Origin of the sequence: Desulfovibrio sp. SGI.230 (assembly GCF_050313065.1) — a bacterium.
In the GTDB taxonomy this organism is placed as follows: Bacteria; Desulfobacterota; Desulfovibrionia; order Desulfovibrionales; family Desulfovibrionaceae; genus Desulfovibrio.
On the sequence record NZ_JBNPKS010000011.1, the window covers coordinates 58,976 to 84,616 of the forward strand.

At 61.7% G+C, this 25,641-nt stretch carries 21 protein-coding genes; 12 read left to right on the top strand and 9 right to left on the bottom strand.

Translation table 11 applies throughout. The features are described from left to right. Positions 1–100: 100 nt before the first annotated feature. The 8 genes from ACQRAG_RS09255 to cmk all read left to right on the top strand — a co-directional run bounded on the left by ACQRAG_RS09255 (position 101) and on the right by cmk (position 8,366). Positions 101–1,915, top strand: a complete 1,815-nt coding sequence (locus tag ACQRAG_RS09255) for a DUF697 domain-containing protein (RefSeq protein WP_427804020.1) — start codon at positions 101–103, stop codon at positions 1,913–1,915. A 154-nt stretch (positions 1,916–2,069) separates the two neighbouring features. After that, positions 2,070–3,656 carry a hydroxylamine reductase gene (gene hcp / locus ACQRAG_RS09260; protein ID WP_204625368.1) on the top strand — a complete coding sequence of 529 codons (1,587 nt, stop codon included), beginning with the start codon at positions 2,070–2,072 and terminating at the stop codon, positions 3,654–3,656. A 129-nt stretch (positions 3,657–3,785) separates the two neighbouring features. Next, complete coding sequence (locus ACQRAG_RS09265; protein WP_303740184.1) at positions 3,786–4,496, top strand: Crp/Fnr family transcriptional regulator; 711 nt, start codon at positions 3,786–3,788, stop codon at positions 4,494–4,496. A 189-nt stretch (positions 4,497–4,685) separates the two neighbouring features. After that, positions 4,686–5,288, top strand: a complete 603-nt coding sequence (locus ACQRAG_RS09270; protein ID WP_427804019.1) for a flavodoxin family protein — start codon at positions 4,686–4,688, stop codon at positions 5,286–5,288. Between the two features lie 41 nt (positions 5,289–5,329). Then, the gene (locus tag ACQRAG_RS09275; RefSeq protein ID WP_300645999.1) at positions 5,330–5,809 is read left to right on the top strand and encodes a pyridoxamine 5'-phosphate oxidase family protein; all 480 of its coding nucleotides are present in this window, start codon (positions 5,330–5,332) and stop codon (positions 5,807–5,809) included. A 200-nt stretch (positions 5,810–6,009) separates the two neighbouring features. Further along, the gene (locus ACQRAG_RS09280; RefSeq protein ID WP_040370153.1) at positions 6,010–6,453 is read left to right on the top strand and encodes a universal stress protein; all 444 of its coding nucleotides are present in this window, start codon (positions 6,010–6,012) and stop codon (positions 6,451–6,453) included. A gap of 84 nt (positions 6,454–6,537) precedes the next feature. After that, on the top strand, positions 6,538–7,677 hold the full coding sequence (gene hisC, locus ACQRAG_RS09285; RefSeq protein WP_427804018.1) for a histidinol-phosphate transaminase: 1,140 nt from the start codon (positions 6,538–6,540) through the stop codon (positions 7,675–7,677). Next, on the top strand, positions 7,674–8,366 hold the full coding sequence (gene cmk / locus ACQRAG_RS09290) for a (d)CMP kinase (protein WP_204625372.1): 693 nt from the start codon (positions 7,674–7,676) through the stop codon (positions 8,364–8,366). Before hisC ends, cmk begins: the two co-directional genes overlap by 4 nt. A 363-nt stretch (positions 8,367–8,729) precedes the next feature. Here the strand turns inward: cmk and pstA are convergent, their stop codons facing one another. The 3 genes from pstA to ACQRAG_RS09305 form a co-directional block, all read right to left on the bottom strand. Beyond that, on the bottom strand, positions 8,730–9,605 hold the full coding sequence (gene pstA, locus ACQRAG_RS09295) for a phosphate ABC transporter permease PstA (RefSeq protein WP_427804016.1): 876 nt from the start codon (positions 9,603–9,605) through the stop codon (positions 8,730–8,732). 11 nt (positions 9,606–9,616) lie between these two features. After that, positions 9,617–10,504, bottom strand: a complete 888-nt coding sequence (gene pstC, locus ACQRAG_RS09300) for a phosphate ABC transporter permease subunit PstC (RefSeq protein ID WP_304037159.1) — start codon at positions 10,502–10,504, stop codon at positions 9,617–9,619. A gap of 187 nt (positions 10,505–10,691) precedes the next feature. Continuing rightward, the gene (locus ACQRAG_RS09305; RefSeq protein ID WP_304020371.1) at positions 10,692–11,507 is read right to left on the bottom strand and encodes a PstS family phosphate ABC transporter substrate-binding protein; all 816 of its coding nucleotides are present in this window, start codon (positions 11,505–11,507) and stop codon (positions 10,692–10,694) included. 220 nt (positions 11,508–11,727) lie between these two features. On the opposite strand from ACQRAG_RS09305, the gene ACQRAG_RS09310 reads away from it, so the two are divergent. The 4 genes from ACQRAG_RS09310 to ACQRAG_RS09325 are packed head-to-tail and all read left to right on the top strand — an operon-like array spanning position 11,728 to position 15,647. Continuing rightward, positions 11,728–12,402 (top strand): response regulator, encoded by a 675-nt coding sequence (locus tag ACQRAG_RS09310; protein WP_168935098.1) that lies wholly within the window; start codon positions 11,728–11,730, stop codon positions 12,400–12,402. Between the two features lie 10 nt (positions 12,403–12,412). Further along, a complete protein-coding gene (locus ACQRAG_RS09315) occupies positions 12,413–14,206 on the top strand; it encodes an ATP-binding protein (protein WP_427804015.1) in 1,794 nt (597 codons plus the stop codon). Between the two features lie 2 nt (positions 14,207–14,208). Further along, complete coding sequence (gene pstB, locus ACQRAG_RS09320; RefSeq protein WP_006009177.1) at positions 14,209–14,964, top strand: phosphate ABC transporter ATP-binding protein PstB; 756 nt, start codon at positions 14,209–14,211, stop codon at positions 14,962–14,964. After that, complete coding sequence (locus ACQRAG_RS09325) at positions 14,964–15,647, top strand: phosphate signaling complex PhoU family protein (protein ID WP_204625376.1); 684 nt, start codon at positions 14,964–14,966, stop codon at positions 15,645–15,647. Before pstB ends, ACQRAG_RS09325 begins: the two co-directional genes overlap by 1 nt. Positions 15,648–16,630: 983 nt before the next feature. On the opposite strand, the gene ACQRAG_RS09330 is transcribed toward ACQRAG_RS09325, so the two are convergent. The 6 genes from ACQRAG_RS09330 to ACQRAG_RS09355 all read right to left on the bottom strand — a co-directional run bounded on the left by ACQRAG_RS09330 (position 16,631) and on the right by ACQRAG_RS09355 (position 25,382). Next, a complete protein-coding gene (locus tag ACQRAG_RS09330; protein ID WP_304026764.1) occupies positions 16,631–18,907 on the bottom strand; it encodes an inorganic phosphate transporter in 2,277 nt (758 codons plus the stop codon). A gap of 196 nt (positions 18,908–19,103) precedes the next feature. Next, positions 19,104–19,946, bottom strand: a complete 843-nt coding sequence (locus tag ACQRAG_RS09335; protein ID WP_427804014.1) for a glycosyltransferase family 2 protein — start codon at positions 19,944–19,946, stop codon at positions 19,104–19,106. A gap of 21 nt (positions 19,947–19,967) precedes the next feature. Beyond that, positions 19,968–21,014 (bottom strand): glycosyltransferase family 2 protein, encoded by a 1,047-nt coding sequence (locus tag ACQRAG_RS09340; protein ID WP_427804013.1) that lies wholly within the window; start codon positions 21,012–21,014, stop codon positions 19,968–19,970. Positions 21,015–21,084: 70 nt separating this feature from the next. After that, positions 21,085–21,957, bottom strand: a complete 873-nt coding sequence (gene galU, locus ACQRAG_RS09345) for a UTP--glucose-1-phosphate uridylyltransferase GalU (protein ID WP_427804012.1) — start codon at positions 21,955–21,957, stop codon at positions 21,085–21,087. 20 nt (positions 21,958–21,977) lie between these two features. Then, complete coding sequence (galE, locus tag ACQRAG_RS09350) at positions 21,978–22,973, bottom strand: UDP-glucose 4-epimerase GalE (RefSeq protein ID WP_427804011.1); 996 nt, start codon at positions 22,971–22,973, stop codon at positions 21,978–21,980. Positions 22,974–23,021: 48 nt separating this feature from the next. After that, the gene (locus ACQRAG_RS09355) at positions 23,022–25,382 is read right to left on the bottom strand and encodes a glycosyltransferase (protein WP_427805313.1); all 2,361 of its coding nucleotides are present in this window, start codon (positions 25,380–25,382) and stop codon (positions 23,022–23,024) included. Between the last annotated feature and the right edge of the window lie 259 nt (positions 25,383–25,641).

Sequence of the window (25,641 nt, forward strand, 5' to 3'; positions counted from 1 at the left end):
TCCGTCGCGCGGCAGAGTCGCTCCGGCAGGCCCGTGCCTGCTCTCGTGACTGTTCTTCGCGGGCGGGTCCCCTCATCCTTCCTTCGTACAGGGAGCTGACATGACGTTTATCTCGACTTTGCTGAAAGCGGCTGCGGCCCTTTTCATGCTCGTTATCCTGATGCTGCTGGTCCAGCTGGACCTGACGGCCTTCCAGACGGTGGAAGTGCTGGCTCCCGGCTGGGGCTGGCTGGCCTTCGTGTCCCTGCTGGCGCTGGAGGCAGGCACCGTGCTCTGGCTGGGCCTGGCCTGGTTTGCCCGTGCGCCCCGTCTGGTCTTGCGTGACGATCCCACGGAGGCGGAACGTCAGGCCTTTGCCCGTGAACTGGAACGCCGCCTGAAGAAGAATCCCCATGTCCGTGCCGCAGGCCTCCGCGCCACGGATGAGCATTTTCTGGAAAAGGCCCTCGACGTGCTGGACGCCCGTGCCGGGGAAGAGATCCGCAACAGCGCCAAACGGGTGTTCCTGGGCACGGCCCTGTCCCAGAACGGCCGTCTGGATGCGCTCATCGTGTTCGTCTCGCTGGCGCGCATGGTCTGGCGGGTCTCCGGCATCTACAACCAGCGTCCCACCCCGGCGGAACTGTGGAGCGTCTACAGCACGGTCTCCTCGGCCACGTTCATTTCCTTTTCCATCGAGGCCCTGGACATCCCCAGGACCATCACCGAGAGCATGAACGAGCTGCTGCCCGCGGTCACGCCCGCCATGGCGGCCTCCAGCGTGCCGCTCATGGGGCCCATGATGCAGCAGTGCACGTCCGCCGTCATCGACGGGGCGGCCAACTGCCTGCTGGCCATCCGGGCCGGTGTGGTCACGCGCAGTGCCTTCCGTTTCGCTGCCCTGGGCAGGGAAGAGGCCCGGCAGCAGGCCTGCGTCCGGGAGGCGGGCACCATGCTGGCGGAGATCTCCCGGGAGACCGTGGGGGCCATCGTGGAGGCCTTCCGCAAGCAGCTGGTGAACTTGCCTGCCTCCATGGGGCAGAAGATCTCGGAGACCGTGGGCACCGTGGCCGACAGCGCCCTGGAAAAGACCCGGGGCGCCGCCCAGAGCGTGGCGCGCGGCGGCACGGCCGTGGCCGAGGCCGTGAGTTCCGGTGCCGGTGCGGTCATCGGTGCGGGACAGGCCGTGGCCGGAGCGGTCAGCAATGGGGCCGGTGCCATGGCGGATGCCCTGGGCAGCGGCACGAGCGCCGTCATCCATGCTGTGGGCGACTGTGCCGCCAGTGCGGAAAAAGCCGTGCTGCGCGGTGGCAGTGCCGTCATGGGGAGCGTCGGCAGCGGGGCAGGGGCCGTGGCGGACATGGTGAGCAGCGGCACCAGCGCGGTCATCGGTGCGGTGAGCGACGGGGCCGCTTCTGCCGGTCAGGCGGTGGCGCGCGGCGGTACGGCCGTCGTGGGGGCCGTGAGCTCCGGTGCCGGTGCCGTCATCGGTGCGGGACAGGCCGTGGCCGGAGCCGTCAGCAGCGGCACCACTGCCGTCCTGGGCGCCGTGCGGGGCATACTGCCCGGCAACCGGCGGCGGGAGGCCACGGCGGACGAGCGTTTCGTCCTGCATCTGGCCCTGGTCTGGTCGCAGGGGCGTCCGGGCTGGAAGCGCCGTCGCCAGCTGGCCCGGCTGTGCGATGCGGAAGGTGTGAGCGCCGGGCTGCGTACGCTGGTGGACAGGCATCCCGATCTCGACCTGCTGGAACCGCAGCTGTCGTTCTGGCGGGGCAGAGTGGAGGACGTGCTGTCCTGCCACCGCTCTCTGGAGCTGGAACACGGCGCGGCGGCCGCGGCGTGGCTGGCGGAACTGGATCACCGGCTGGGGCTGGGCGGCAGTTTGCAGAGCGGCCGTGAGGAGCCCGCCTCCGGATGGAAACGCTTCTGGAAGTGAGCGCACGGGGCGGGATCTTCCGCGCATCGTCCGGCACTCCGGCGGATCTGTGAAAAGATTCCCTGTTTTGTGACGATGGTCACAGTTGTAGCCGGGGAGATGTGTTCTAGTGTCATGGACAGACACCCATCCCCCTCAGCACAAGGAGCCCCCCATGTTTTGCAACCAGTGTGAACAGACCTCCAAAGGCAAGGCCTGTACCCGCCTTGGCATCTGCGGCAAGAACGAGGCCGTGGCCATCCAGCAGGACAAGCTGGTCTGGCAGCTGCGCGAACTGGCGGCCGTGGCCCTGATGGCCCGTGACGCCGGCATCGTGGACACCGCCACCGACGACTTCGCTTTCAAGGCCCTGTTCTCCACCCTGACCAATGTGAATTTCGATCCCGTCTCCCTGCGCGCCGTGCAGGAAGAATGCCTGGAGCGCACCACGGCCCTGGCCGCCCGTGTGCCCGGTGCCCCGGCCCCCACGCCTCTGGCTGCCCTGGATCTGCGGGAAACCGCCATCGACCGCCTGTCCGACGACGAGGACGTGCGCTCCGCCATGCAGATCCTGCTCTATGGCCTCAAGGGCGTGGCCGCCTATGCCGACCATGCCGCCGAGCTGGGCCAGCGTGATCCCGACGTGGCCGCCTTCCTGTATCGCGGCCTGCGTGCCGGCACCGAACTGGACCCCGAGAGCCACGACCTCAACGGCTGGCTGGGGCTGGTGCTGGAATGCGGCAAGGCCAACCTGCGCGCCATGGAGCTGCTGGAAGCGGGCAATACCGGTACGTTCGGCACGCCCGTGCCCACGCCCGTCTCCCTGGGCCGGCGCAAGGGCAAGGCCATCCTCATCTCCGGCCACGACCTGCCCGACCTGCTGGCCCTGCTGGAGCAGACCCGCGACACGGGCATCAACGTCTACACCCACGGCGAGATGCTGCCCGCCCACGCCTATCCGCTGCTGCATGCCTTCCCGCATCTGGCCGGGCATTACGGCACGGCCTGGCAGAACCAGCAGAAGGAGCTGCCCGCCTTCCCCGGCGCGGTGCTCTTCACCACCAACTGCATCCAGGACCCCAAAGACTACGCCGACAAGGTCTTCACCTCCGGCAACGTGTCCTGGCCCGGTCTGGTCCATTGCAAGGGGCGTGACTTCTCGGCCGTCATCCGGAAGGCCCTGGAGCTGCCCGGCTTCGCCGAAGACGTGCCCGGCAAGGAAGTGCTGACCGGCTTTGGCCGCGAGACCCTGCTGGGTGCCGCGCCCGCCGTGCTGGATGCCGTGGCCCAGGGCAAGCTGCGCCACATCTTTTTGGTGGGCGGCTGCGACGGCGCCCGTCCCGGCCGCAACTACTACACCGAACTGGTGGAGAAGATCCCGGCCGACTGCCTGATCCTGACCCTGGCCTGCGGCAAGTTCCGCTTCTTCGACAAGGAGCTGGGCAGCCTGGGCGACATCCCGCGCCTGCTGGACGTGGGCCAGTGCAACGACGCCTACGCCGCCGTGCGTGTGGCCCTGGCCCTGGCCGATGCCCTGAAGTGCGGCGTCAACGATCTGCCGCTGTCGCTGGTGCTTTCGTGGTACGAGCAGAAGGCCGTGAGCATCCTGCTGACCCTGCTGGCCCTGGGCGTGAAGAACATCCGCCTCGGGCCCACGCTGCCTGCCTTCGTGTCCCCCAACATCCTCAAGGTGCTGGTGGAACAGTGGAACATCATGCCCGTGACCACGCCCGACGAAGACCTCAAGGCGATCCTGGGCTAAGATTCTTTTGCAGGGGAAGGCCGTGACCGCGGTCTTCCCCTGTGTTTTTGGCCCGGCGGGGCCGCTTTCCCGTCCGGCTTTTTTCCTGCCCCTGTGTCCGCGGGGGCAAAGCTTTCATGGAGGTCGCGCATGGACCAGAAAAAAGGGAACCGCCCCCCCGATCCCCAGAGCCTGCGGGATGCCCTGCGCCACAGCCCGCTGGGTCGCTGGCTGGACGAGAGGGAGACCGGTCTTGTGCTGGGCACGGGCCGTCTGGCCGAGATGCGGGCGGGCGATGTCCTGTTTCGTGAAGGGGACGAGATCCGGCATGTGCCCTTCGTCTTGTCCGGCGAGGTGAAACTGGTCAAAATGGGGCCGCAGGGCAGGGAGTACGTCCTGCACCTGACCCGCGGCGGGGCCTTCCCCGATCCGGGGGCCCTGTTCTACGAGGCCCCTCTGCCTGCCACGGCCGTGGCCCTGGGGCCGGGGCGCCTGCTCTGGCTGGAGCGGGCCACCATGGACAGGCTGCTGGACGGGAATCCCCGGCTGGCCCGCTGGCTTTTGCAGGTGCTGGCGGCGCGGCAGCGTTTGTTCGTCAACAAGGTGGCCGGCTCGCAGGGGGTGATCTCGGTCTCCCGGCGGGTGGCCGGATGGCTGCTGCACCGCTCCCGCATGGAGGAAGGGCGCCGTCAGCTGGAACTGCCCGGTACCCGGGAGCTCATGGCCCGCCTGCTGGGCCTGAGCCGCGAGAGCCTGAGCCGGGAACTCAACAAGCTGGCCCGGGAAGGCGCTATCCGCCTGGAGCGGCGGCGGGTGGAGCTGCTGGACATGGCGGCCCTGGAACGCCGGGCCCAGGACTAGCGGGCTTTCGGCCGTATTTTCCGCTCCGGTCTTGCAAGGCCCGTCACCGTGCGGCCGGATGATGGCCGCAGGCAGGCCCCGGCCCGGTCGTACTTTTTTGCATGTCGCTCCCGCCTCTGTGCGCCGCGCTCCAGTGATACCGTGGTGCAGGCCTGGCGGCGGGCGGCAGCTCACACCATCATGACAGCCATGACAGACATCATCCCTCAGCTTTCCCTGCCGCCGTGCATCCTTTGCTCCAGCATCACCGGCAATACCCGTTCTCTGGCCGATGCCCTGGCCGGAGCTACCGGAGCCCCCGTATTCCCCACGGGGCATCCGCCCCTGCTCGACCATGCCGGGACGCTGCTTCTGGGTTTCTGGGTGCGCCGGGGCCTGCCCGACAGCCGCAGCCTGCGCCTGTGGCAGGGCATACGCGGCAAGCGCGTCTTTTTTTTCGGTACCCACGGCACGCGCCCCGGTTCGGACCATTCCCGCCAGTGTCTTGCGGCGGCCCGCCGCCTGTTGCAGGACAACGGCAACGAGGTGCTGGGCGGCTTTTTTTGCCAGGGGCGGGTCAATCCGCGTCTGGTGGCGCTGGCGGGCAAACCGGGCCACCATCCCATGACGCCCGCCCGTGCGGCCCGTCTGGCCGAGGCCGCCCGCCATCCCGACGGGGCGGACCGTCAGGCGCTGGTGCGCTGCTGGGACCGCTGCCGTCAGGGCCTGCCCCTGCCCGGGGCCGATGCCGCCGGAGAACTGGACGGCGGCCACTTTTTTGCCTGGTCCGCCGGGACGGGACGCTTGTCCTGAGCCCGCGGGCCCGTTATCCTGCAAGGGGAGGAGAGAACATCATGGAAAAGATCGTCAGCCGCGTGGAACTGAGCGAGGATCCGGCCCTGCCCGGCGAGATCCTCAACAAGGCGGAATCGCTGTTCGTGGCTTTTCAGACCGGGGATTTCCCCTATGTGCTGCCCTTCAACCATGTCTGGCTGGACGGGCGCATCTACATCCATTGCGCCCTGGAAGGACGCAAGATCGACGTGCTGCGCCGGGATGGCCGGGTGGGCTTTTCCACGACGGTGGACGTGTGCATCATCCGCGAAAAATCCACCACCCACTTCCGCAGCCTTTGCGGTACCGGCCGGGTGAGCGAAGTGACCGATACGGAAGAGAAGCGCCGTGCCTTGGACGCCATCAGCCTGCGCTTTGACGCGCGCTGCCCGCGCCCCACGCCCGATGCCGCCCTGGCCCGCGTGAATATCCTGCGCATCGATGTGGAGAGCCTGACCTGCCGCCACAAGAACGGGCCGCGCCGCAAGGACAAGGAATAGGAAGAAGGTTTGTGCTTTTTGGCACAAATTGGAGAAAAGGCCTTGTCTTGTGCGGGGAAAGTCCTTACATTGAGGTTGTAAGGGAAAAAAAGGCTGCGCCGGCTCTGGAGCCGACGAGAAAAGGGCCATCCCCCCTTTCCTGATGGAACCGGATTTTCAACATTTTACTTCTGTCCGTTTGGGCGGTAATGGAGCGTACCATGAAGGAAATCAAGAAGATTCTTTGCGCGGTTGACCTTTCCGAACACAGCGCGGCCGTGGCAGAGTACGCCACCATGCTGGCCAAGGGCTTGGGGGCCAGCATCATCGTCGTCTACACGGCTCCCTCGCTGAGCCAGTATGTGGGCTTCCATGTGCCGCCCAACACCATCGAAAACTTCGTGGGCGAGATCGTCTCCGGCGCTGAAAAGTCCATGGACGCTTTCGTGGCCGAAAACTTCCCCGGCGTGGAAGCCAAGGGCCAGGTGCTCATCGGCTACGCCGCTGAAGAGATCCTGACCCGTGCCAATGACGAAGGCGCCGACCTCATCGTCATGGGCACCCACGGTCGCAAGGGCATCGACCGCATCCTCTTCGGCTCCGTGGCCGAAAAGGTCGTCAAGAACGCGTCCATGCCTGTGCTGACCGTTCGCCCCAACAGGTAAGTCCCGGCCGGATCGGGAACTGACAACGGTTTCTCGGGCCGCCGCACTTGCGGCGGCCCTTTTTTCTTTGCATCTGGAGTCTGTATGTACACCTGCGCCGTGCGCCCGGAAATAGCCGCCCTGAGCGCCTATGTTCCCGGCATGTCCATTGCCGAAATTCAGGAGAAATACGGCCTGTCCAAGGTCGTCAAAATGGCCAGCAACGAGAACCCCCTGGGCGTTTCGCCCCTGGTGAAGGAGGCCCTGGGCCTGCACGCCGGGACAGCCTTCCGCTATCCCCAGGGCGGCAACCCCCGCCTGGTGGCGGCCCTGGCCCGCACGCACGGCGTCAGCCCCGATCAGGTGGTGGTGGGCAACGGCTCGGACGAGATCATCGACATGCTGATCCGTATGCTCCTGGTGCCGGGCAAGCATTCCGTGGTCTGCTTCGAGCCCTGCTTCAGCATCTATCCCATCCAGGCGCAGGTCTGCGGCGTGGAAGTGCGCCGCCACCCCCTCAACCCGGATTTCAGCTTCGATCTCGATGCGCTCTTCGCCCTGGTGGACGATGACACCCGTCTGGTCTTCGTGACCACGCCGGACAATCCCTCCGGCTACTGCCCGCCGCTGGCCGACGTGCGCCGCCTGTCGCAGCGCCTTGGCGAGCGCTTCCCCCACTGCCTGCTGGTGGTGGACGAGGCCTACATGGACTTTGCGGGCGACAGCCCCGAGGACGAGGCCCGCTTCTCCCTGCTGGCCTCCGGCGACATCCCGGACAACGTGGCCATCATGCGCACCTTCTCCAAAAGCTACGGTCTGGCCGGGCTGCGCCTGGGCTACGGCATCCTGCCGGCCGAGCTGGCCCAGTATTATTGGCGGGCCCGCCTGCCGTTCTCGGTCAACATCCTGGCCGAAGAAGCCGGTATCGCCGTGCTGCAGGACAGCACCTTCCGGGCCGCCACGCTGGAATGCGTGCGCGCCGGTCGCCGTCGCCTGACCGAAGGCCTGCGCGCCCTGGGCTGCACGGTGTGGCCCAGCGCCGCCAACTTCATCATGATGCAGCTGCCCGAAGGCTGCGGTACGGCGGCGGCCTGCTTCGAAGCCCTGCTGCAGCGCGGCATCATCATCCGGCCGCTCAAAAGCTACAGCCTGCCCGATCACCTGCGCGTGAGCGTGGGCACCGACGAAGAGAACACGGCCTTCCTTGAGGCCATGAAACAGTGGATGCAGGAGGTACGGGCATGAAGACGACCCTGCCTGTGGTGACCTTGGACGGCCCCGCCGGTGTGGGCAAGACCACCCTGGCCCAGCAGCTGGCCGAAAGCCTGCATGTGGCTTATCTGGATACCGGCGCCATGTTCCGTTGCCTGGCCCTCAAGCTGGGGCCCGGTGCGGAGACCCTGCCCGAAGAGGAATTGCGCGAGAAGTGCCGCCAGTGGACCTTCAGCCTGTCCGGCAAGGGACGGGCCTCCACGGTGTGCTGCAACGGCGTGCCCATCCGCGGCGAAGTGCGCACCGAGCAGGTGGGCATGCTGGCCGCCCGCATCGCCACGGTGCCCGTGGTGCGCGAGGTGCTGCGCGAGGCCCAGCGGGCCATGGGCGAAGCCACGCCGCTGGTGGTGGAAGGCCGTGACATGGGTACGGTGGTCTTTCCTGACGCCCGCTTCAAATTCTTCCTGGATGCATCGCCCGAAGTGCGCGCCCTGCGCCGTCTGCGCGACCTGGCCGCCCGTGGGGTGGAAGCCGATCTGGTGACGCTGACCGAGCAGATCCGCCAGCGTGACTCCCTGGACCGCAACCGGGCCGTGGCGCCTCTGCGCCCCGCTGCCGATGCCGTCATCGTGGATACCTCGGAACTGGACATCGCCGGTGTGCTGGGCGTGCTGGTGCATCGCATCAGCGTGCATGAAGGCAGCGTGACCCTGTTGCCGTAGCCGGGGACGGCAAACATCATATGGCAAGATGACGGGCCGGAAGGGATCTCCCTTCCGGCCCGTTTGCGTTTTTGGTGTGACCGGAGAGAACGCGGGAGGCGGAAGAGGACATCTTCCCGGATGGGGACGCTCAGGCCGGGGCGCAAGAGGGGGCCGCACGGCAGGGACCGGGGGAGGCTGGCAGACTCCGGTCTTTCTTGCCGCCGTTGGAGCATCTGGTGAGGCGGGATGCCGGGAAAGGCCTCCTGCGCGGCTCCGCGGCCTGCGGAAGACGTGTGTTGTGGCAGGGAGGAAACGGAAAAGGGGACCTCTCTGCCGGAGCAGGAAGTCCCCCAAAAAAAATCAGCCTGTGGCGGATGCCGTCTAGGCGTGGTGGCGGCGTTGCAGGTGGTCGCGCAGGATGATGGCCAGCAGGTTCATGCCCAGCACCAGCAGGATGAGGACCAGGCCCGTGCCGTACTGGAGCGGGCGGGTCTTCTCGATGTCCGTGCCGGCGGTGGCCAGCACGTACATGTGATAGGGCAGGGCCATGACCGAGCTGAAGATGGAGTCCGGGTTCTTGGGCGTATAGAAGACGGCGGCGGTGAACATGATGGCGGCCGTTTCACCGGCGGCGCGGGCCACGCCCAGGATGGCGCCGGTGAGCATGCCCGGCATGGCGCAGGGCAGGACCACGCGGGTGATGGTCTGGGCCTTGCTGGCACCCAGGGCCAGGGAGGCCTGGCGGTAGGTGTCGGGTACGGAGCGCAGACTCTCCTCGGCGGTGCTGATGATCACGGGCAGGGTCAGCACGGCCAGGGTCAGGATGCCGGACAGGATGCTGACGCCCATGCCGCAGAAGGTCACGAAGAACGAAAGCCCGAACAGGCCAAAGACCACGGAAGGCACCCCGGCCAGGTTGTTGACCCCCAGGCGCACCATGCGGGCGAAGGGGGTGTTGCCCGCGTATTCATGCAGGTAGACGGCTGTGGCCACCCCCAGGGGGAAGGCCAGCAGCAGGGAGCCCAGGGCTAGGATGGCCGTGCCCACGATGCAGGGCAGGATGCCGCCGGCGGTCATCATCTCGCGGGGCGGTGTGGAGAGGAATTCCCAGCTGAGGGCGGGCAGGCCCTGCACCAGCAGGAAAAGGCAGATGGCCACCAGCAGGATGACGTTGAAGGCGGCCACCAGCCGCAGGGTGCCGAGCATGGCGCCCTGGACGAAAAGACGGCGGCGCGGATCGGGTGTCGCAAGAGGCATGGAAGGGCTCCTTAAAGGCTGGCCGAGCCCACCTGGCGGTGTTTTTCGGCAATGCGGGAAGCGATCATGTTGAATGCCAGCGTCATCAGGAACAGGACGATACCTGTGGCGAACAGGGCGTAGTAATGGTCGCTGCGGAAGGGGGCTTCAGCCATTTCGGCGGCGATGGAGGCGGGCATGGGCCGCACGGGGTCCAGCAGGGACTGGGGCAGCATGGCCGCGCCGCCTGCCGCCATGAGCACCACCATGGTCTCGCCCATGGCGCGGGACATGCCCAGCATGATGGCCGTGCCGATGCCGGACAGGGCCGCGGGCACCACCACGCGCACGATGGTCTCCCAGCGGGTGGCGCCCAGCGCCAGGGAGGCCTCGCGCAGGGAGCGGGGCACGGCGCGCAGGGCGTCCTCGGAGACGGAGCAGATGGTGGGCAGGCTCATGATGGCCAGCACCAGCGAGGCATTGAGCAGGTTGAGGCCCGTGGCGGCGCCCAGCATGTCCTGGAGGATAGAGGCCAGCACCACCATGCCCAGGAAGCCCAGCACCACCGAAGGCAGGGCCGCCAGCAGCTCCACGAAGGGCTTGATGATGCGGCGGGCGAAGGGCGGCGCGATCTCGGCCAGATAGATGGCCGTCATGACGCCCAGGGGCACGGCCAGCAGCGAGGAGAGCACGGTGACGGCCACGGAACCCACCAGCAACGGGAAAATGCCGAACAGGCCGGGATCTTCCGTGGGGTACCAGAGGTCGCCCAGCAAGAAGTCCAGCGGGTTCACATGCCGGAACAGGGGCAGGCCTTCGGTGAACAGGAAGATGACGATACCTGCCAGCGCCAGCAGGGACGAGGCCGCGATGGCGGTGAGGCAGATGCGGATGGCCCGCTCGCGGGAAGAGCTGAACATGGTTTTCTCCGAAGGTTTCCTTGCGGGACGCGCCCGCTGGAGGAAGCGGGAAAAAAGCGGAAAAACGGGGGAAAGGGGGACGTACGCCGGTATGATCCCTCAGACCGGCACGGGCCCTTTCCCCTTGCGGGGGACCGGGCAGAGGCCCCCGCAAGGAGAGGGGGAGCGTCTGCCCGGTGCTGCGGGCTTAATGCTGCAGGGGAACGTAACCCACGGCCAGGACGTCCTTCTGGCCCTTGTCGGCGGCCAGCAGGTAATCCACCAGCTTCTTCACGCCGCCCTTGGGATCGCCGTTGGTGAAGATGTAGAGTTCGCGGGCGATGGGCCATTCGCCGTCCAGAGCGGTCTTGGCGCTGGCGGCCACCTTGCTCACGGTCAGGCCCTTGACGCTCTTGTCAAGATAGCCCAGGCCGATGTAGCCGATGGCGTTCTTGTTCTTGGCCACGGCCTGCACCACGGTGCCGTTGGAGGCCTGCATCAGGGCGGCGGGGGTGACGCGTTCCTTCTTCATGACCAGTTCCTGCCAGGATTCAAAGGTGCCGGAAGAGGTATCGCGGGAGATGACCACGATGGGGGCATCCTGGCCGCCCACTTCCTTCCAGTTGCGCACCTTGCCGGCGTAGATGGAGGACAGCTGTTCCAGGGTCAGGTCCTTCACGGGGTTCTCGGGGTTGACCACGGGCACGATGGCGTCCACGGCCACGGCGATGCGCACGGGCTTCACGCCCTTCTTTTCAGCGGCGGCGCGTTCCTTGTCCTTGATGTCGCGGGAGCTCATGGCCACGTCGCACTGCTTTTCGCCCAGGGCCTTGATGCCGTTGCCGGAACCGCCGCCGGAGATCACCAGTTTGATGTCGGGGTTGGCGGCCATGAAGGATTCGGCGGCCTTCTGCATGACGGGCAGCACGGTGGTGGAGCCGTTGACGACGATATCCTGGGCGTGGGCGGCCACGCTCAGACCCAGGGCGGCACAGGTAAGGACCAGAGTTTTGGCGAAATTCATGATAGTGCTCCTTTAAAAGGAAAAAAGTCTTTGCTTCGGCTCGATCCCGAAGCACCTCCCTTTTCCTCAGGCTTTGTTACAGAAATGTGACGCCTCGGCGAAGATGCGGAGACACTTTGAAAACCGTGGTTTTTACGGGCCTGTCACACAATTGTAACCTTTCAGGCGCATTGCTGGCGCATGGGAAAGGCACTACTTCTCCAAGGCAAAGGAAGACTCCATGCAACGCATACTTGTTATTGAAGACGAAAACGATATCCGCCAGTTGCTGCGCTTCAACCTTGAGCGCGAAGGCTTTGCGGTACTGGAAGCGGCCGACGGGCTGGGGGGGCTGCACATGGCGACCTCCGAGCTGCCCGACCTGGTGGTGCTGGACCTCATGCTGCCCGGCATGGACGGCTGCGATGTCTGCCGCAGGCTCAAGGCCCAGCCGGTCACGGCGGCCATCCCCGTGCTCATGCTCACGGCCCGCGGCGAGGAAGTGGACCGTATCGTGGGCCTGACCCTGGGGGCCGATGATTATGTGGTCAAACCCTTCAGCGTCCGGGAACTGGTGCTGCGCATCCGGGCCATCCTGCGCCGCGGCAACCGCCCAGGCATGGGCACGGCCCTGTGCCGCGGGGCCCTGCTGCTGGATGTGGAGGCCCACCGCGTGACCCTGGACGGGCAGGAAGTGGCCCTGACGGCCACGGAGTTCCGTCTGCTGGAAGACCTCATGCGGCATGCGGGCGCCGTGCGCACCCGCGAACAGCTGCTCAACGCGGTCTGGGGATATTCGTTCGAAGGCTATGCCCGTACGGTGGACACGCATGTCCGGCGTCTGCGGGCCAAACTGGGTGAAGAAGCCGCCGCGCTCGAGACCGTGCGCGGCGTCGGTTACCGTTTGAGAGGCTGAGATGACGGGGATGTTCCGTTCTTTTAGGGCCCGGATCTTCTGGGCCATCCTGCTGGTGGCCGCGGTGGCTGCGGGGCTTTCCCTGTGGCTGACGCGCGAATGGCTGGAAGAGCGCCAGCTCGATGAAGCTCGTACCGGTCTGCTGCGCGAGGCGCGCGTGGCGGGCGAACTGATGCTGCGCGGCGAAAACGATCTGGAGGTCCTGGCCCGGGTGCTCGACCTGCCCGACCTGCGGCTTTCGCTGCTGGATGCCGACGGCAAAGTGCTGGCGGAGACCGGCGGCGTTTCGCCCGAAGGCATGGACAACCACGGCGACCGGCCCGAAGTGGTGCAGGCCCGCAGCGAAGGGCAGGGCTACTCCCTGCGCGCCAGCGGCACCCTGCACAAGAATTTTGCCTACGCGGCCCGCAACCTGCCTGACGGGCGCATCCTGCGTCTGGCCCTGCCGCTGGACAGCGTGAACCTGCTCATCCAGAAGCGCCTGCACGTCTTCGCGCCCATGATCCTGCTGGCCGTGGTGCTGGCCGTGGTACTGGCCGCCTTCATCTCCGGCGCCATGCGGCGGTCCCTGGGCCAGATGGTGGACGTGGTCTCGGCCATTTCCCGCGGCCGCCTGCAACGCCGCCTGCGCCGTCTGCCGGGCACGGAGTTCGCCCCCCTGGCCGAAGCCGTGAACCGCATGGCCGACAGCATCGGCGAGCAGGTGCGCATCGCCTCGGACAAGACCGCCCAGCTGGAGAGCGTGCTCAACACCATGAGCGACGGCGTGCTGGTGCTGGGGCCGCAGGGCCGCATCCGCCGCTGCAACGGCGCCTTTGCCCGCCTCTTCCCCCAAGTGACCGACATGGCGGGCAGCCCGGTCATCGAGGTGATCCCCTCGCCCGAACTGCAGGATGCCGTGGATGCCATGCTGCGCTCCGCCCAGGTGGCCCGCTCGTCCTCCGGCAACGGTGAGGAGGATCTGGATGTGCCCCGTTCCCTGCGCCAGGTGCAGCTGCATCTGGGCGGCCGGGTCTTCTCGGTGCTCATCTCCCTGCCCGTACTGGCCGATGCCCGTCTGGGCGCGGTGCTGGTCTTCCGCGACATCAGCGACCTGATGCAGCTGGAGCGCATCCGCAGCGATTTCGTGGCCAATGTCTCCCATGAGCTGCGTACGCCGCTGACCGCCATCCAGGGCTATGCCGAGACCCTGCTCAGCATGGATTCCTCGGAACAGACGCAGCACTTTGCGGCCATCATCTACCGTCACAGCTGTTCCCTGGCCCGCATGCTGGAGGATCTGCTGGTGCTGGCCCGTCTGGAAGGGCAGGGAGGCGCCCTGGAGCTCTGCCCCACGGAATGCGCCGCCACCCTCGATGAGGCGGGCAGCCTGTGCCAGACCCGCCTGCAGGAACGCAAGCTGCGTCTGGAAGGCCATCTGGAAAAACTGCCCCCCGTACTGGCCGACGACCGTCTGCTGACGCTGGTGTTCCGCAACCTGCTGGAGAACGCCTGCCGCTATGCCGAAGAAGAGACGGCCATCCGCGTCACGGGCCGGGTGGAAGGCGACGACGTGGTCATCCGCGTGGTGGACGACGGCGTGCTCATCCCGGCGGACGATCTGCCGCGCATCTTCGAGCGCTTCTATCAGGTGGAGCGCCATCGCGGGCAGAACTCCACGGGTCTGGGCCTGGCCATTTGCAAACATGTGATCGAACGGCACGGCGGCCGCATCTGGGCGGAAAGCCCGGCGGAAGACGGCAGCACGGCCATCATCTTTACCTTGAGGCGCGCGGACGCCCCCCGGACGCCCGTGCAGGAGTAGTTATGGCAACAGCACTTTCGGCGCAGAAGATCAACGTCTATTACGGCGCTTCCCACGCCCTGCAGGATGTCAGCCTGGATTTCGAGGCCGGCGGCGTCACGGCCCTCATCGGTCCTTCCGGCTGCGGCAAGTCCACCTTCCTGCGTTGTCTCAACCGCATGAACGACCTGATCCCCGGCTGCCGGGTGGAAGGCCGCATCATGCTGGACGGCGAGGACGTCAACCAGCCCCGCACCAACGTGGTGCGCCTGCGGCAGAAGGTGGGCATGGTCTTCCAGAAGCCCAACCCCTTCCCCAAGAGCATCTTCGAGAACGTGGCCTACGGCCTGCGCGTCAACGGCGTCAAGGACGAGAACCTCATCACCGAGAAGGTGGAGCTGGCCCTGCGCCGCGCCGCCCTCTGGAACGAAGTGGAAGACCGCCTTTCCTCCTCGGCCCTGGGCCTTTCCGGCGGCCAGCAGCAGCGTCTGTGCATCGCCCGTGCCCTGGCCGTGGAACCGCAGGTGCTGCTCATGGACGAGCCCGCCAGCGCCCTGGACCCCATCGCCACCCGCAAGGTGGAAGAGAGCATCGTGGAGCTCAAGGAAGGCCTGACCATCATCATCGTGACCCACAGCATGCAGCAGGCGGCCCGCATCTCCGACCGGACGGCCTTCTTCTACATGGGCCGTCTGGTGGAAAGCGACAGCACGGACGTCATCTTCACCCGTCCGTCCCAAAAAGAGACGGAAGACTACATCACAGGCAGGTTCGGTTAATGGTTCTTCAGGATTACACGCCCCAGCACATGCTGGCCACGCTGCGCACGCGCCTGCTGGTCATGTATGCGCAAGTGGACATCGCTTTGGAAGAGGCTGCGCGTTCCTATGAAAAAGGCGAGGCCGTGCGCGCCATCGCCGTCTGTGACGGTGATACGGCCATCGACGCCCTGGAAAACGAGATCGACGAGCTGTGCCTGCGCCTCATGGCCCGCATCAAGCCCGTGGCTGGTGATTTGCGCTTCGTGGTGGCCGCCCTGCGCATGGTGGTGGATCTGGAGCGCATCGGTGACGAGGCCGTGACCGTGGCCGAGCAGACCGTGCTCATGGAAGACGTGCCCGGGCGGCGCATCCTGGCGGACGAGGTCTGCGGCATGATGCAGCGCGCCCGCGAGGCCTTCATGCGCGCCATGGACTGCTTCCGCGAAGGCAACGGCCAGGAAGCCCTGGCCCTGCGCAACTGCGAGGACGAGGCCCTGCAGAACGAGATGCGCATCGTGCAGCGCCTGCTGGAGCTGCTGCGTCAGGAAGAAGGCAAGCGCCCCGATCCCCAGCTTGTCATGCATACCTTGCTGGTGGTGCGAGCCCTGACCCGCATCTGGCGGCGTTCCGTCAATCTGGCCGAACAGGTCTACTTCATGCAGCACGGCCAGAGCCTCAAGCACAGCGGCGAAAAGAAGTAACATATCCACGTTCCTTTGTTTTTCCGGTAAAAGCGGGTGCAGGTGACTGCCCCGCTTTTTTTGTTGTGGAGAGGCTGTGGAGCGGGGGAATGACGAGAGGGGAAGGGGCGTTTTTTGTAAAAACTGCCCCTTCCCCTCTCGTGCTCTCCCCATCCCCGAAAAAACTTTCTTCAGGTCGGGGCGAAAGTCCCCGTCGTTGTCTGGCGGCTGTTTGAAATAAGGCATGCCATACGGCCGGAGAGGAGGGGGGATGCTGGGGAGTGAAGAGGGGCGGAGTGTTTTCTTTCTCTCTTTCTCTCTCGTGCTTGCTTCCGGGGCGCTGGAATAGCTCGGAAAGTATGGGAAGGGGCCTTCCTGCGATGAAGAGGCGGATCACGTCGGGCATACGCTTTGATAAGGCTGGCGGCATGGCACGCCGCAGGGCGGGACGCTATCCGGGCAGATGACGGTCTTTTAGGGCTGACGGGAAGTGAAGGGAGTGTTGGAGGTGCCGGGACGCGGACGACGCCGGGAGGAAGCACGGAAGCTGCCCGGCAGCCTGCCCGTTTCGTGGTGATCGCTGGCCGGAGGGGGCGGAAGGCCATCTTGTCTGACAAGCGGTCCGTGATGCTCGGGCTTGGGGATGCTCCGGCAGGGAAGGCGGATGCCGTTCCGGACTTTCAGCAAGGTTTGCCCCGGCCCTCCATCAGGAAGGGAGGATGTTTCGGAGCCGTGCGGCCTTTCTCCACGCGGGGAGCGTTCCAGAATGTCCGGTAGGCCGCAGGCCGCAAAAAAGCCCTCCATGCGGAGGGCTTCGTCATTCCCGATGGCGGACAGGCTTCCGGGACTGTCCTCGGGAGGGCGCACGGTCATGTCTGCAACCGGGCATGCATGCCGTACTGTCTGAAGAAGGGACTGACGGGAGCGAAGATCGGGGGGAAGGGGCCTCTCGTCTCATGCGGGAGAAGCCCCTTCGTCGATGCTCGTTTCGTCTGTGGCCGGTCTTAGGCCTGGGCCGAAGCGGCAGCCGTTTCTTCTTCCTTGCGGGCGGCGTTGCGGCGGCAGGCGTCGTTGAGGTCGCGTTCCAGCAGGGCCACGATGGTGAAACGGTTGATGAAGGCGCGGGCGAACTGCAGGTAGTTCAGATACAGGTCACTGCTGCGCATGGACAGGCCTTCGGTATCGATGCGCTGCAAAAGCTCGATCTGGATCTTGCTGATGCGGGAAGAGCAGTGGTCGGCATAGGCCGAGAGCTCGGCGCGGGAGCCTTCGCCCGCGGCATAGGCCCGGAAGTGGCGGGCGGCGTCTTCCAGGATGCCCAGCATCTGCTCCAGATTGTCGCCCAGCGCGCCGCTGTAGGGGCGGTGGCGGTTGGCGATATGGTTGGCGGACATGCCCAGCACCGAGCGCAGCTCATGGCTCAGTTCCTTCATGCCGTTGAAGATGCGGTAGTAGATGTGCCGCGCTTCGTTGTCCAGATCGTCGCCACCGCCGCGCAGGGCCATGCGGTAGTAGGAACCGCGGGAGCGCGAGATGTCTTCGAAAAGGTTCACGGCTTCGTTCTTGCAGCGGTTCAGGATCTTCTCGTCCTCGGCCTGGAAGGCGGTGAGGCCTTCGCGCATCAGACGCACGGCGGTATCGATGCTTTCGTCCACCGAAGCGCCGATATTGGCGCGGATGCTGTCCTTGTCGGTGTTGTCGGCCACGATGTCGAAGCTGCTTTCTTCCTTCTTCTTGCCGAAGAAGTTGGAGCGCACCAGGCTGACCACGGCCACCAGCATGAAGAGGACGGCCACCACGCTGCCGCCCTCGAACAGGGCCCAGGTGACCAGGGCACAGGCGCTGAAGGCGCACATGGCGGTCAGGAACCAGCCGCTGATGACGGCCAGCACGCCGGAGATGCGGTAGACGGCGCTCTCACGGTTCCAGGCGCCGTCGGCAAAGGAGGAGCCCATGGCCACCATGAAGGTCACATAGGTGGTGGACAGGGGCAGCTTGAGGGACGTGGCCGAGGCGATGAGGATGCTGGAGACCACCAGATTGATGGCGGCACGCACCTGGTCGAAGGGCAGCACGGGCGCGCCCTTGACCTGTTCCACGGGCTGCATGCGGCTCTCAAGGGCGGTGAAAAGCGAATTGGGCAGGATCTGGTGCAGGGTCTTGTTGGCGCTCAGGCCCGCGCGCACGATGAGGCGGCCGGGCAGGGAGGAGCCGAACTGTTCCTGATCGCCGCGGGTGCTGCTGCTCAGGTTGATGGAGGTCTGCACCACGCGGTGGGCCTTTTTGGAGAACCACAGGGTCAGCACCATGATCAGACCGGAGAGCAGCAGGTAGAAGGTGGGCGTCTGCACGGCCTTGCGCAGGCCTTCCATGGTGAAGGCATCGGCGGCCATGCCGCTGGCGGTGAACTGCTGCCAGCTTTCCCAGGCGGCCAGGGGCACGCCCACGAAGTTGACCAGGTCGTTGCCGGCAAAGGCGAAGGCCAGGGCAAAGGTGCCGGCCAGGATGACGATCTTGAAGATGTTGACGCCGCGGCGCACCATGAGCAGGTGCAGCACCACGCTCAGGCCCGCGAACATCATCAGCAGGATGGGCAGGGTGTGGGCATTGATCCAGGCCAGGTATTCCGGCTTCATGAAGGATGCGCCCTTGGCGCCTTTCATGATCAGGAAGTAGAAGATGGCCGTCAGGGACAGGCCGCCGAAGATGCCGCCGATGCGGCGGTACATGCGCTCATAGTGGAAGGTGAAGATCAGGCGGGTGATGTACTGCACCACCACGCCGGCCACGAAGGCCACCACCACGGAGATGAGGATGCCGGACACGATGGCCAGGGCCTTCTGGCTGTTGATGAAGTCCCCCAGCTGGGAGAGCAGGATGTCCGAGGTGGAGATCTTGATGAGGGCCGCGGCCACGGCACCGCCCAGCAGCTCGAAGACGATGGACACGGTGGTGGAGGTGGGCAGGCCCATGGAGTTGAAGGCGTCCAGCAGCAGGACGTCGGTGATCATCACGGCGAAGAAAATGATGATGATCTCGTTGAAGGTGAACATCTCGGGATTGAAGACCCCGCTGCGGGCGATCTCCATCATGCCGCTGGAAAAGGTGGAGCCCAGCAGCACACCGATGCTGGCCACCACCATGATGACCTTGAAGCTGGCGATGCGCGAGCCTATGGCCGAGTTGAGGAAGTTGACGGCGTCGTTGCTGACGCCCACGAAAAGGTCCACTGCGGCCAGGATGGCCAGAAATACCAGTATGAGTAGAAAGATGCTTTCCACGTCCCGTCTCCTGCGGAATAGTCTGAGAATGAGGCATATTCTGTGTAGGCAGGTTTTGTTACAAAACGGTGACGGCGGCGGGGAAAAGCAGAGGAGAGAAGGGCTGCAGGGGGAGTGGGAAGATTTTTATGTTAAGTCTGCTGTCGGCAGAGGTATGGAAAAAGCCACCCGGTAACGGGTGGCTTTTCCCTTCATCTCAGGATGAAAAATGGCGAAGTCGCTCCACGAACATGCGCCAGCGATAGCGTGCGGCCTTGCGGCCTTTGCGCAATGCATCCAGAGGCAGCATGCACAAGGGATAGAGTACGTTGGCGCAACGGAACCAGAGGGGAAAGGTATGTTTTTTGAGCAGATACATGCGGCCGGCAGCATAGCTGGCGATCTTTGCATCAGACGGCACATGCGTATCCGGCGAGGGATGGAAGACCCTGATGGACGGACAGCGCCAGACAGGAGCGCGCTTGTGCGCTTCCAGCAGATAGTCCGTATCCTCACCACAACCGTAGGGCAGGCCTGTGCCGGGGCCAAGGCGGGGATCGAAGCGGAGATCTTTTACGACTTCGGCCCGGAAGAATTGCAGATAGGTCTCCCCGTTTTTGAACGTCCCAATCTGGCTGACCCGGCTGTCCTGCCCGACGGCTGGTGCGGCAGAGGGCTGGCTGAAACTTCTGCCCATGACGGCCCCGGTCTCAGGATGGCGCCGGAAGGCCTCTACGGCCTGGGTCAGCGTATCTGGGGCATACCAGCAGTCATCGTCGGGGAAGATGAGGATATCTCCATCCTCAACAAGAGAAAGTAGGGCATTGCGCGCGATGGAAACTCCTCTGGATGGCAGCAGGATGCGGGTTATTTGCAGGTCCTCATGTTTCTGTAACATGGCATCCAGTGTGCCGGGCGCGTTCTGGTCGGCAAGGTAGATGTGGAAGTCCGTGCAGGTCTGCTGTTCCAGCGAGGTCAGCAGCCTGTCCAGTTCCGTGATACGGCCCACAGTGGCGATACAGAGGGCGAGACGGGGGGAATCGGGAAGCGGGCTGTGCATAATGATGGCCTTTAGGGAAGTTCAGCGGCGTTGTAAACGGCCGCGCAGGAATTCTCCCAATTTTCCCATGAATTCACGAGGAGAATAGCGGGCACAGCGAGCAAGCTGGTACAGGCGAGCGCTTGTGGACAGCCCTGGTGCGCGTGCTGCCCGAAGATGATAGAGGGCTAGGGCCTTACGGATCTCAGGCGTCATGGGACCCTGCAGGATACGCGGGAGCCATTCTTGTGCTTCGGGGTCATGCTCTGGAGAGATGCCGATGATGTGGGGATTCAGGGCCAGCATGCGTGCTAGAAGATATCTGAGCGTCTCTGGAGGGAGAGCAAGGGCATCCAAGAGCGAATTTGCCGGAAGATGGCAAAGATCCTTGTCGAAGGTGCGTCCTGCTATCCAGAGTGCTTGTGCACGAAGGGTGGAATCGCGCTGCTGTTGCGCATGCACATGAGAGATGCTTGAGCCATGTACGCGGTAGGAAAGCAGGACTTCAGGGATGTTATCTATTCCTCCCAGAGAGAGCAGACGTAACCATAAGGCGTAGTCCTCTGCTGAGGGAAACTCGGGGGAGTAGCCCCCAGCCTCTCGTACGGCTTCTGTGCGCATCATGACTGTGGGGTGCATGATAGGACAGCCCCAAAGAAAGGCCTTTCGGAGTCCTTCCCCTGCAGGAAGGTATTTCGTGCGGTATGTGTGACCACATCTATCCATGAACTGAACATAACTACCGACAGCTACTGTCTCCGGATGGGATTTCAGATAGGTACACTGGCGTTCCAGGCGGTGCGGAAGGGCAATGTCATCCGCATCCATTCGAGCAATAAGGGGGCTACGTGCCAGTGCTATCCCCTCATTGAGCGTCGCTATAAGTCCTTTATTGGGGCGCTGCACAAGGCGAATGCGAGAATCACGAACAGCTAGCTGACGTACAATCTGCTTTGAACCGTCTGTAGAACCATCATCGATTAGGATGAGTTCAAAGTCTGAGAAAGTTTGCTGCAAAATAGATAGTACAGCGTCCTCTAAAAACGACTCTGCATTATAAACTGGAAGTAATATTGAAATGGATGGCATGTTTCTATAAATTTAGAATGTTTTATAAAATAGATCTTCTTATAATTATTCGACGTTTACTAGGACCATATTATTCGAACTGGATGATGTTTTTCAGTTTTTCCAAAAGGTCATACCGCAAGTTCTCATCTTGCAGGCCAAAATAGATATTGGCTGTGAGATAATCGCTCCAGTTACCGGCGTCAAAGCGGATACCGGCCAGTTTCACCGCCAACATCCCCTTTTCGCGGGCCCGGGCCTTCAGGGCATCCGTCAGCTGGATCTCACCGCCATGGCCGGGCTCCACCTTGTCCAGATAATCGAAGATATCCGGGAACAGGGCATATCTGCCGACCACGGCAAGACGAGAAGGAGCCTTGGCCACAGCAGGTTTTTCCACCATATCCCGTACGCGGTAGACGCCAGGGGAGATCTCTTCGCCGTCGATGATACCGTATTTGCTGACTTCTTCCTGTGGGACTTCCATCACACCGACGACAGGCATGTTCTCGGCCTGCGCTACTTCGATCAGCTGGTGGATGCCAGGGACACTGCCAAACATGAGATCATCCCCCAGCATGACAGCAAACGGTTCATTGGCGACGAGGTCCCTGGCGCACAGGACAGCGTGGCCAAGGCCGCGTTGCTGCTTTTGCCTCACAGACATGAGGTTGAGCATTTCGGCTACCTGACGAATTTCGGCCAACTTGTCCTGCTTGCCGTCCCGTTGCAAAACGGCTTCGAGTTGCGGGTTGTAGTCAAAATAGTCCTCGATGACGCTCTTGTCCCTGTTGGTGACGAAGATGGCACTGGTCATTCCGGAACGCAGGGCTTCTTCCACGACGTACTGGATGACCGGCCTGTTGTAGATGGGCAGCATCTCCTTGGGCACATTTTTGCTGGCCGGCAGGGAACGTGTCCCCCAGCCGGCCACAGGGACGACGACTTTGCGGAAAGATTGCATAATGTTCTCCCGTGTACAAATCAGTTGTTCAGGACGTGCTGGCGTCCCGAAGTATGCCAGCTCCATGCGTCGGTGATGATTTCTGTTACAGTGGAGCGACGAGCTTTCCAGCGCAGGATATCTTGGGCACGCGTCCCATCAGCCACCAGTACCGGCGGATCCCCTGCGCGACGGGGGCCGACCGTATGAACCAATTCTTGACTGGTGACCTTCCCAACAGCTGTCAGTATCTCATGCACAGAGATGCCTGTTCCCGTCCCCAGATTGAGAGAGATCCCCTGGCCGGCATCGCCTTGGCAAAGGCGTTCCACAGCCAGCACATGCGCCGCAGCCAGATCCACTACATGGATATAGTCCCGGATACATGTTCCATCAGGTGTAGGATAGTCATCCCCCATGACACGAAAATCTGAAAGTTCGCCCGTGATGGCCATGAGAGCGCGCGGGATAAGATGGGTCTCCGGCATATGGCATTCGCCACATTCTCCGTCGGGATCAGCTCCTGCGGCATTGAAATATCGCAACGCCGTCCAGGAGAGACCGTATGCCCGGGCAAAATCTGCCAGCATCCATTCCATGAACAGTTTGGTTTCACCGTAAGGGTTGATGGGGGCGGCAGGCAGATCTTCCGTGATGGGACAACGTTCCGGGATACCGTAAACCGCTGCCGTGCTGGAGACCACGATATTCCGTACCCCCGTGCTCCTCATGGCTTCCAGGATGCTCAAGGTCCCGGCGACATTGTTGTGGATGTACTTTCCGGGATTGCTCACGGATTCTCCCACCTGGGAGAACGCTGCAAAGTGGATGATGCCTTCCGGCTGCCATTCTGTGAGGCACATTTTCAGTCGTTCCGTATCAAGGATATCCCCTTCTACCAGATCGCCCCATTTGACGAGGCCGCGAAAACCGGTGGAGAGGTTGTCATAGACGCGTACCTCATGCCCGGCACGCGCCAGAGCTTTGCAGGTATGGCTGCCGATATAGCCGGCCCCACCTGTCACCAGTATTTTCATGGCTTACTCCTGTAAGGATAGTCCTGCTTTGCACACATTTTGACATATTTAACGGATACGATAATATAGATTTTTAACTACCTTCTTGACAAACTCCCTGCGTCGGGAACCGATTGGGAGTATTCTCTTGATGAGAGGGCTATTTTTCATAAATTGCTTTATATATTCTTTGGTTCGAAAACTGGATGAAGTGTTCCGACGCCCTTCTCTATACATAGAAAAAATATGATCGCACAGCAGGCGCATGTTACTTGGATCCTCTCCCTGATATACGCCAGGCTGTATTTTCTGTGGTGTTTCCAGAATCTCCTTCCAGGCACCGGCGAGATCATACTCAAGAAATGGTTGTATGGATTCTCGCGCCTCGTAAGAAAGGCGTTGATGTAGTATACTGTCATTGAGGATCATGAGTACAGCATCAGCAGCCCCTTCTATATCGTGCTGGCGGACACTGATGTGGCCTTTACCATCCTTCAGGAGTTCGAGCCAGGGCATGTCGTAAGTAACCAGTGGCAATGCATGTACTTTCCCCTCTGCTATGACCATTGAAAAGCTTTCAAAAGAAGATGTAAGCAGATGTACAGTCGCCGAATTATAGTATCGATCAACATGTGGTGTATAGGGTACGTAGACTATATTGTTTTGTAGTTTGTGTATTTTAATAAAATTTTGTATATAATTTTGTTCACAGGATTCTCCTGATCCTACTATATAACAAAGTACATCTTTTCGATGCTCGATGATTTTCTTGAATATTTCTAATGCTTCTTTATAATTTTTCTGTAAATCAAAAAGTCTCCCTAGCCATAAAACTGTGGGTCTATTTCCTGTTGCCGATGAGGCATCAATATCTTCATGCGCCGAGACGCTTATGGGATTAGGAAGATATCGGGCATTGACTCCGTATTGCTGATAAAGGTATGTCTCTGATGATGACAATGCACATACAGTATCTGCTAGCTGGAAGATAGTGGGGGGAGTGAATGGGTAGTCAGCCCCCATAGACATATCCTGTGCCAATGTTTCATGGCGTGTCAGCACTGCGGGGAGTTTTGCTAAGCGGCAAAGTAGCAGGTCGAAAAGCAGCAGATGAGAGCTCGCGGAGTGATGGCAGAGTACAGCAACATCATACTCGCGCAGTGCTGTCAGGAAAACACTGGCCCTGCCCTGTGCATAGCTATCAGGCACGATGACCCTTATGACTTCAGATGGTAGAGGGTATTCTTTTTCCGGACACACTTGTTCTGTAAAAAGAACAACCCTGTATCCAAGCTTCAAAAAGATGGGGATCTGCTGTGAGATGACACGCTCAACGCCACCATTAAAATAGCGATGATAGAAAATACCAACAGTCTTTTTCTCCGTCGGCGTCGCCCTCTGGTGCGCAGTTTGTGAATCACGCACATCCTTCTGTTTAAAAGCTGTATGCGCGGCACAAGCAAGTGTGTCCTGGCGCCCTGAAAAGACATTCTGCAGTGTTGGCAGATATACCACAGGATCATAGGTATCGAAGAACAGGGAAAGGGCTGCCGGAAGGTCTTTCTCGGGCAAAGTTGACATTCTGTAGACTGCGGTGTTTGTTAACGCTACCTGCAACGCCGTACACGCATCAAACCAGCTTTTTTCAGCCGCCTGGATTGTCAAAAACTCCCTGATGTGTTCTATAATCGTAATTTCCGAAAGATGTTTCGTGAACAGGTCTATTGTCTCTCTGCTTGTTGATATCCCTGTATTGAGGCGATACAAATACAGAGGTGGAGTCTTTTTGATAACAAGTTTGTTGACAAAAAAAGTTATGATAAAAAATGTATACGCGTCTGTAGCACAAATGAGATAAATATCCTTTATGTGCGCATAAGTTTTCTTTATGAGATCAGATTTATATATTCTAGCACACAACGTCCATGGTACAGAATCTTCTTGGAAAGAAGCTTTGCATATTTTTTTATTTGCTAATACTTTTTCTGATATATTAAAATATTCTATTATATTTTTGTACTGATCATTATTGCGCTGATTGAAGGCATCAAGAGTAAATTGAATAATATCAGCATCGCAGTTATCTGCCAAAGAGCATATGTGCTCAAGAGCATCGTCGGCAAAAAGATCGTCACCGTCGAGGAAGGTGATCCATTGTCCTGAGCTATGCATTACCCCTGTCTTACGGGCAAGAAGCGATCCTTTGTTTTCTTGGTGGATGATTTTGAAGCGGACATCCTGCGCTGCCCACTGGTCACATATGGCACTACTGGCATCTGTAGAACCGTCGTCAACTACAATAAACTCAACATCTTTTCTCTTTTGCCTGTGGAGGCTTGATAGGCACTCTTCGAGGTACTCAGCTACATTATATACTGCTACAATAACTGACAGTTTATATGTATATTGGTCTTCACTATGTATGGGCATACTAGGCATTGTAGTCTCTTCTTTGTTTCTTATTTTACTTACACACCAAACGACTTCATATACTCAGGCAGCAACTCCATATATGTCCGTTCCTCATCTATGCTCAGGAGATGTGTTATGATAAATGAGTTTCACAACACACTCTAATCGTAGATATTTCTATATCTAATGAGATATTGCTTTATTTCTGCAATATCAAACAATGTGTTTGGTTCAAGCACAGCCAATGTCCCGGCCTCATATTTACGAATAAAAAAAT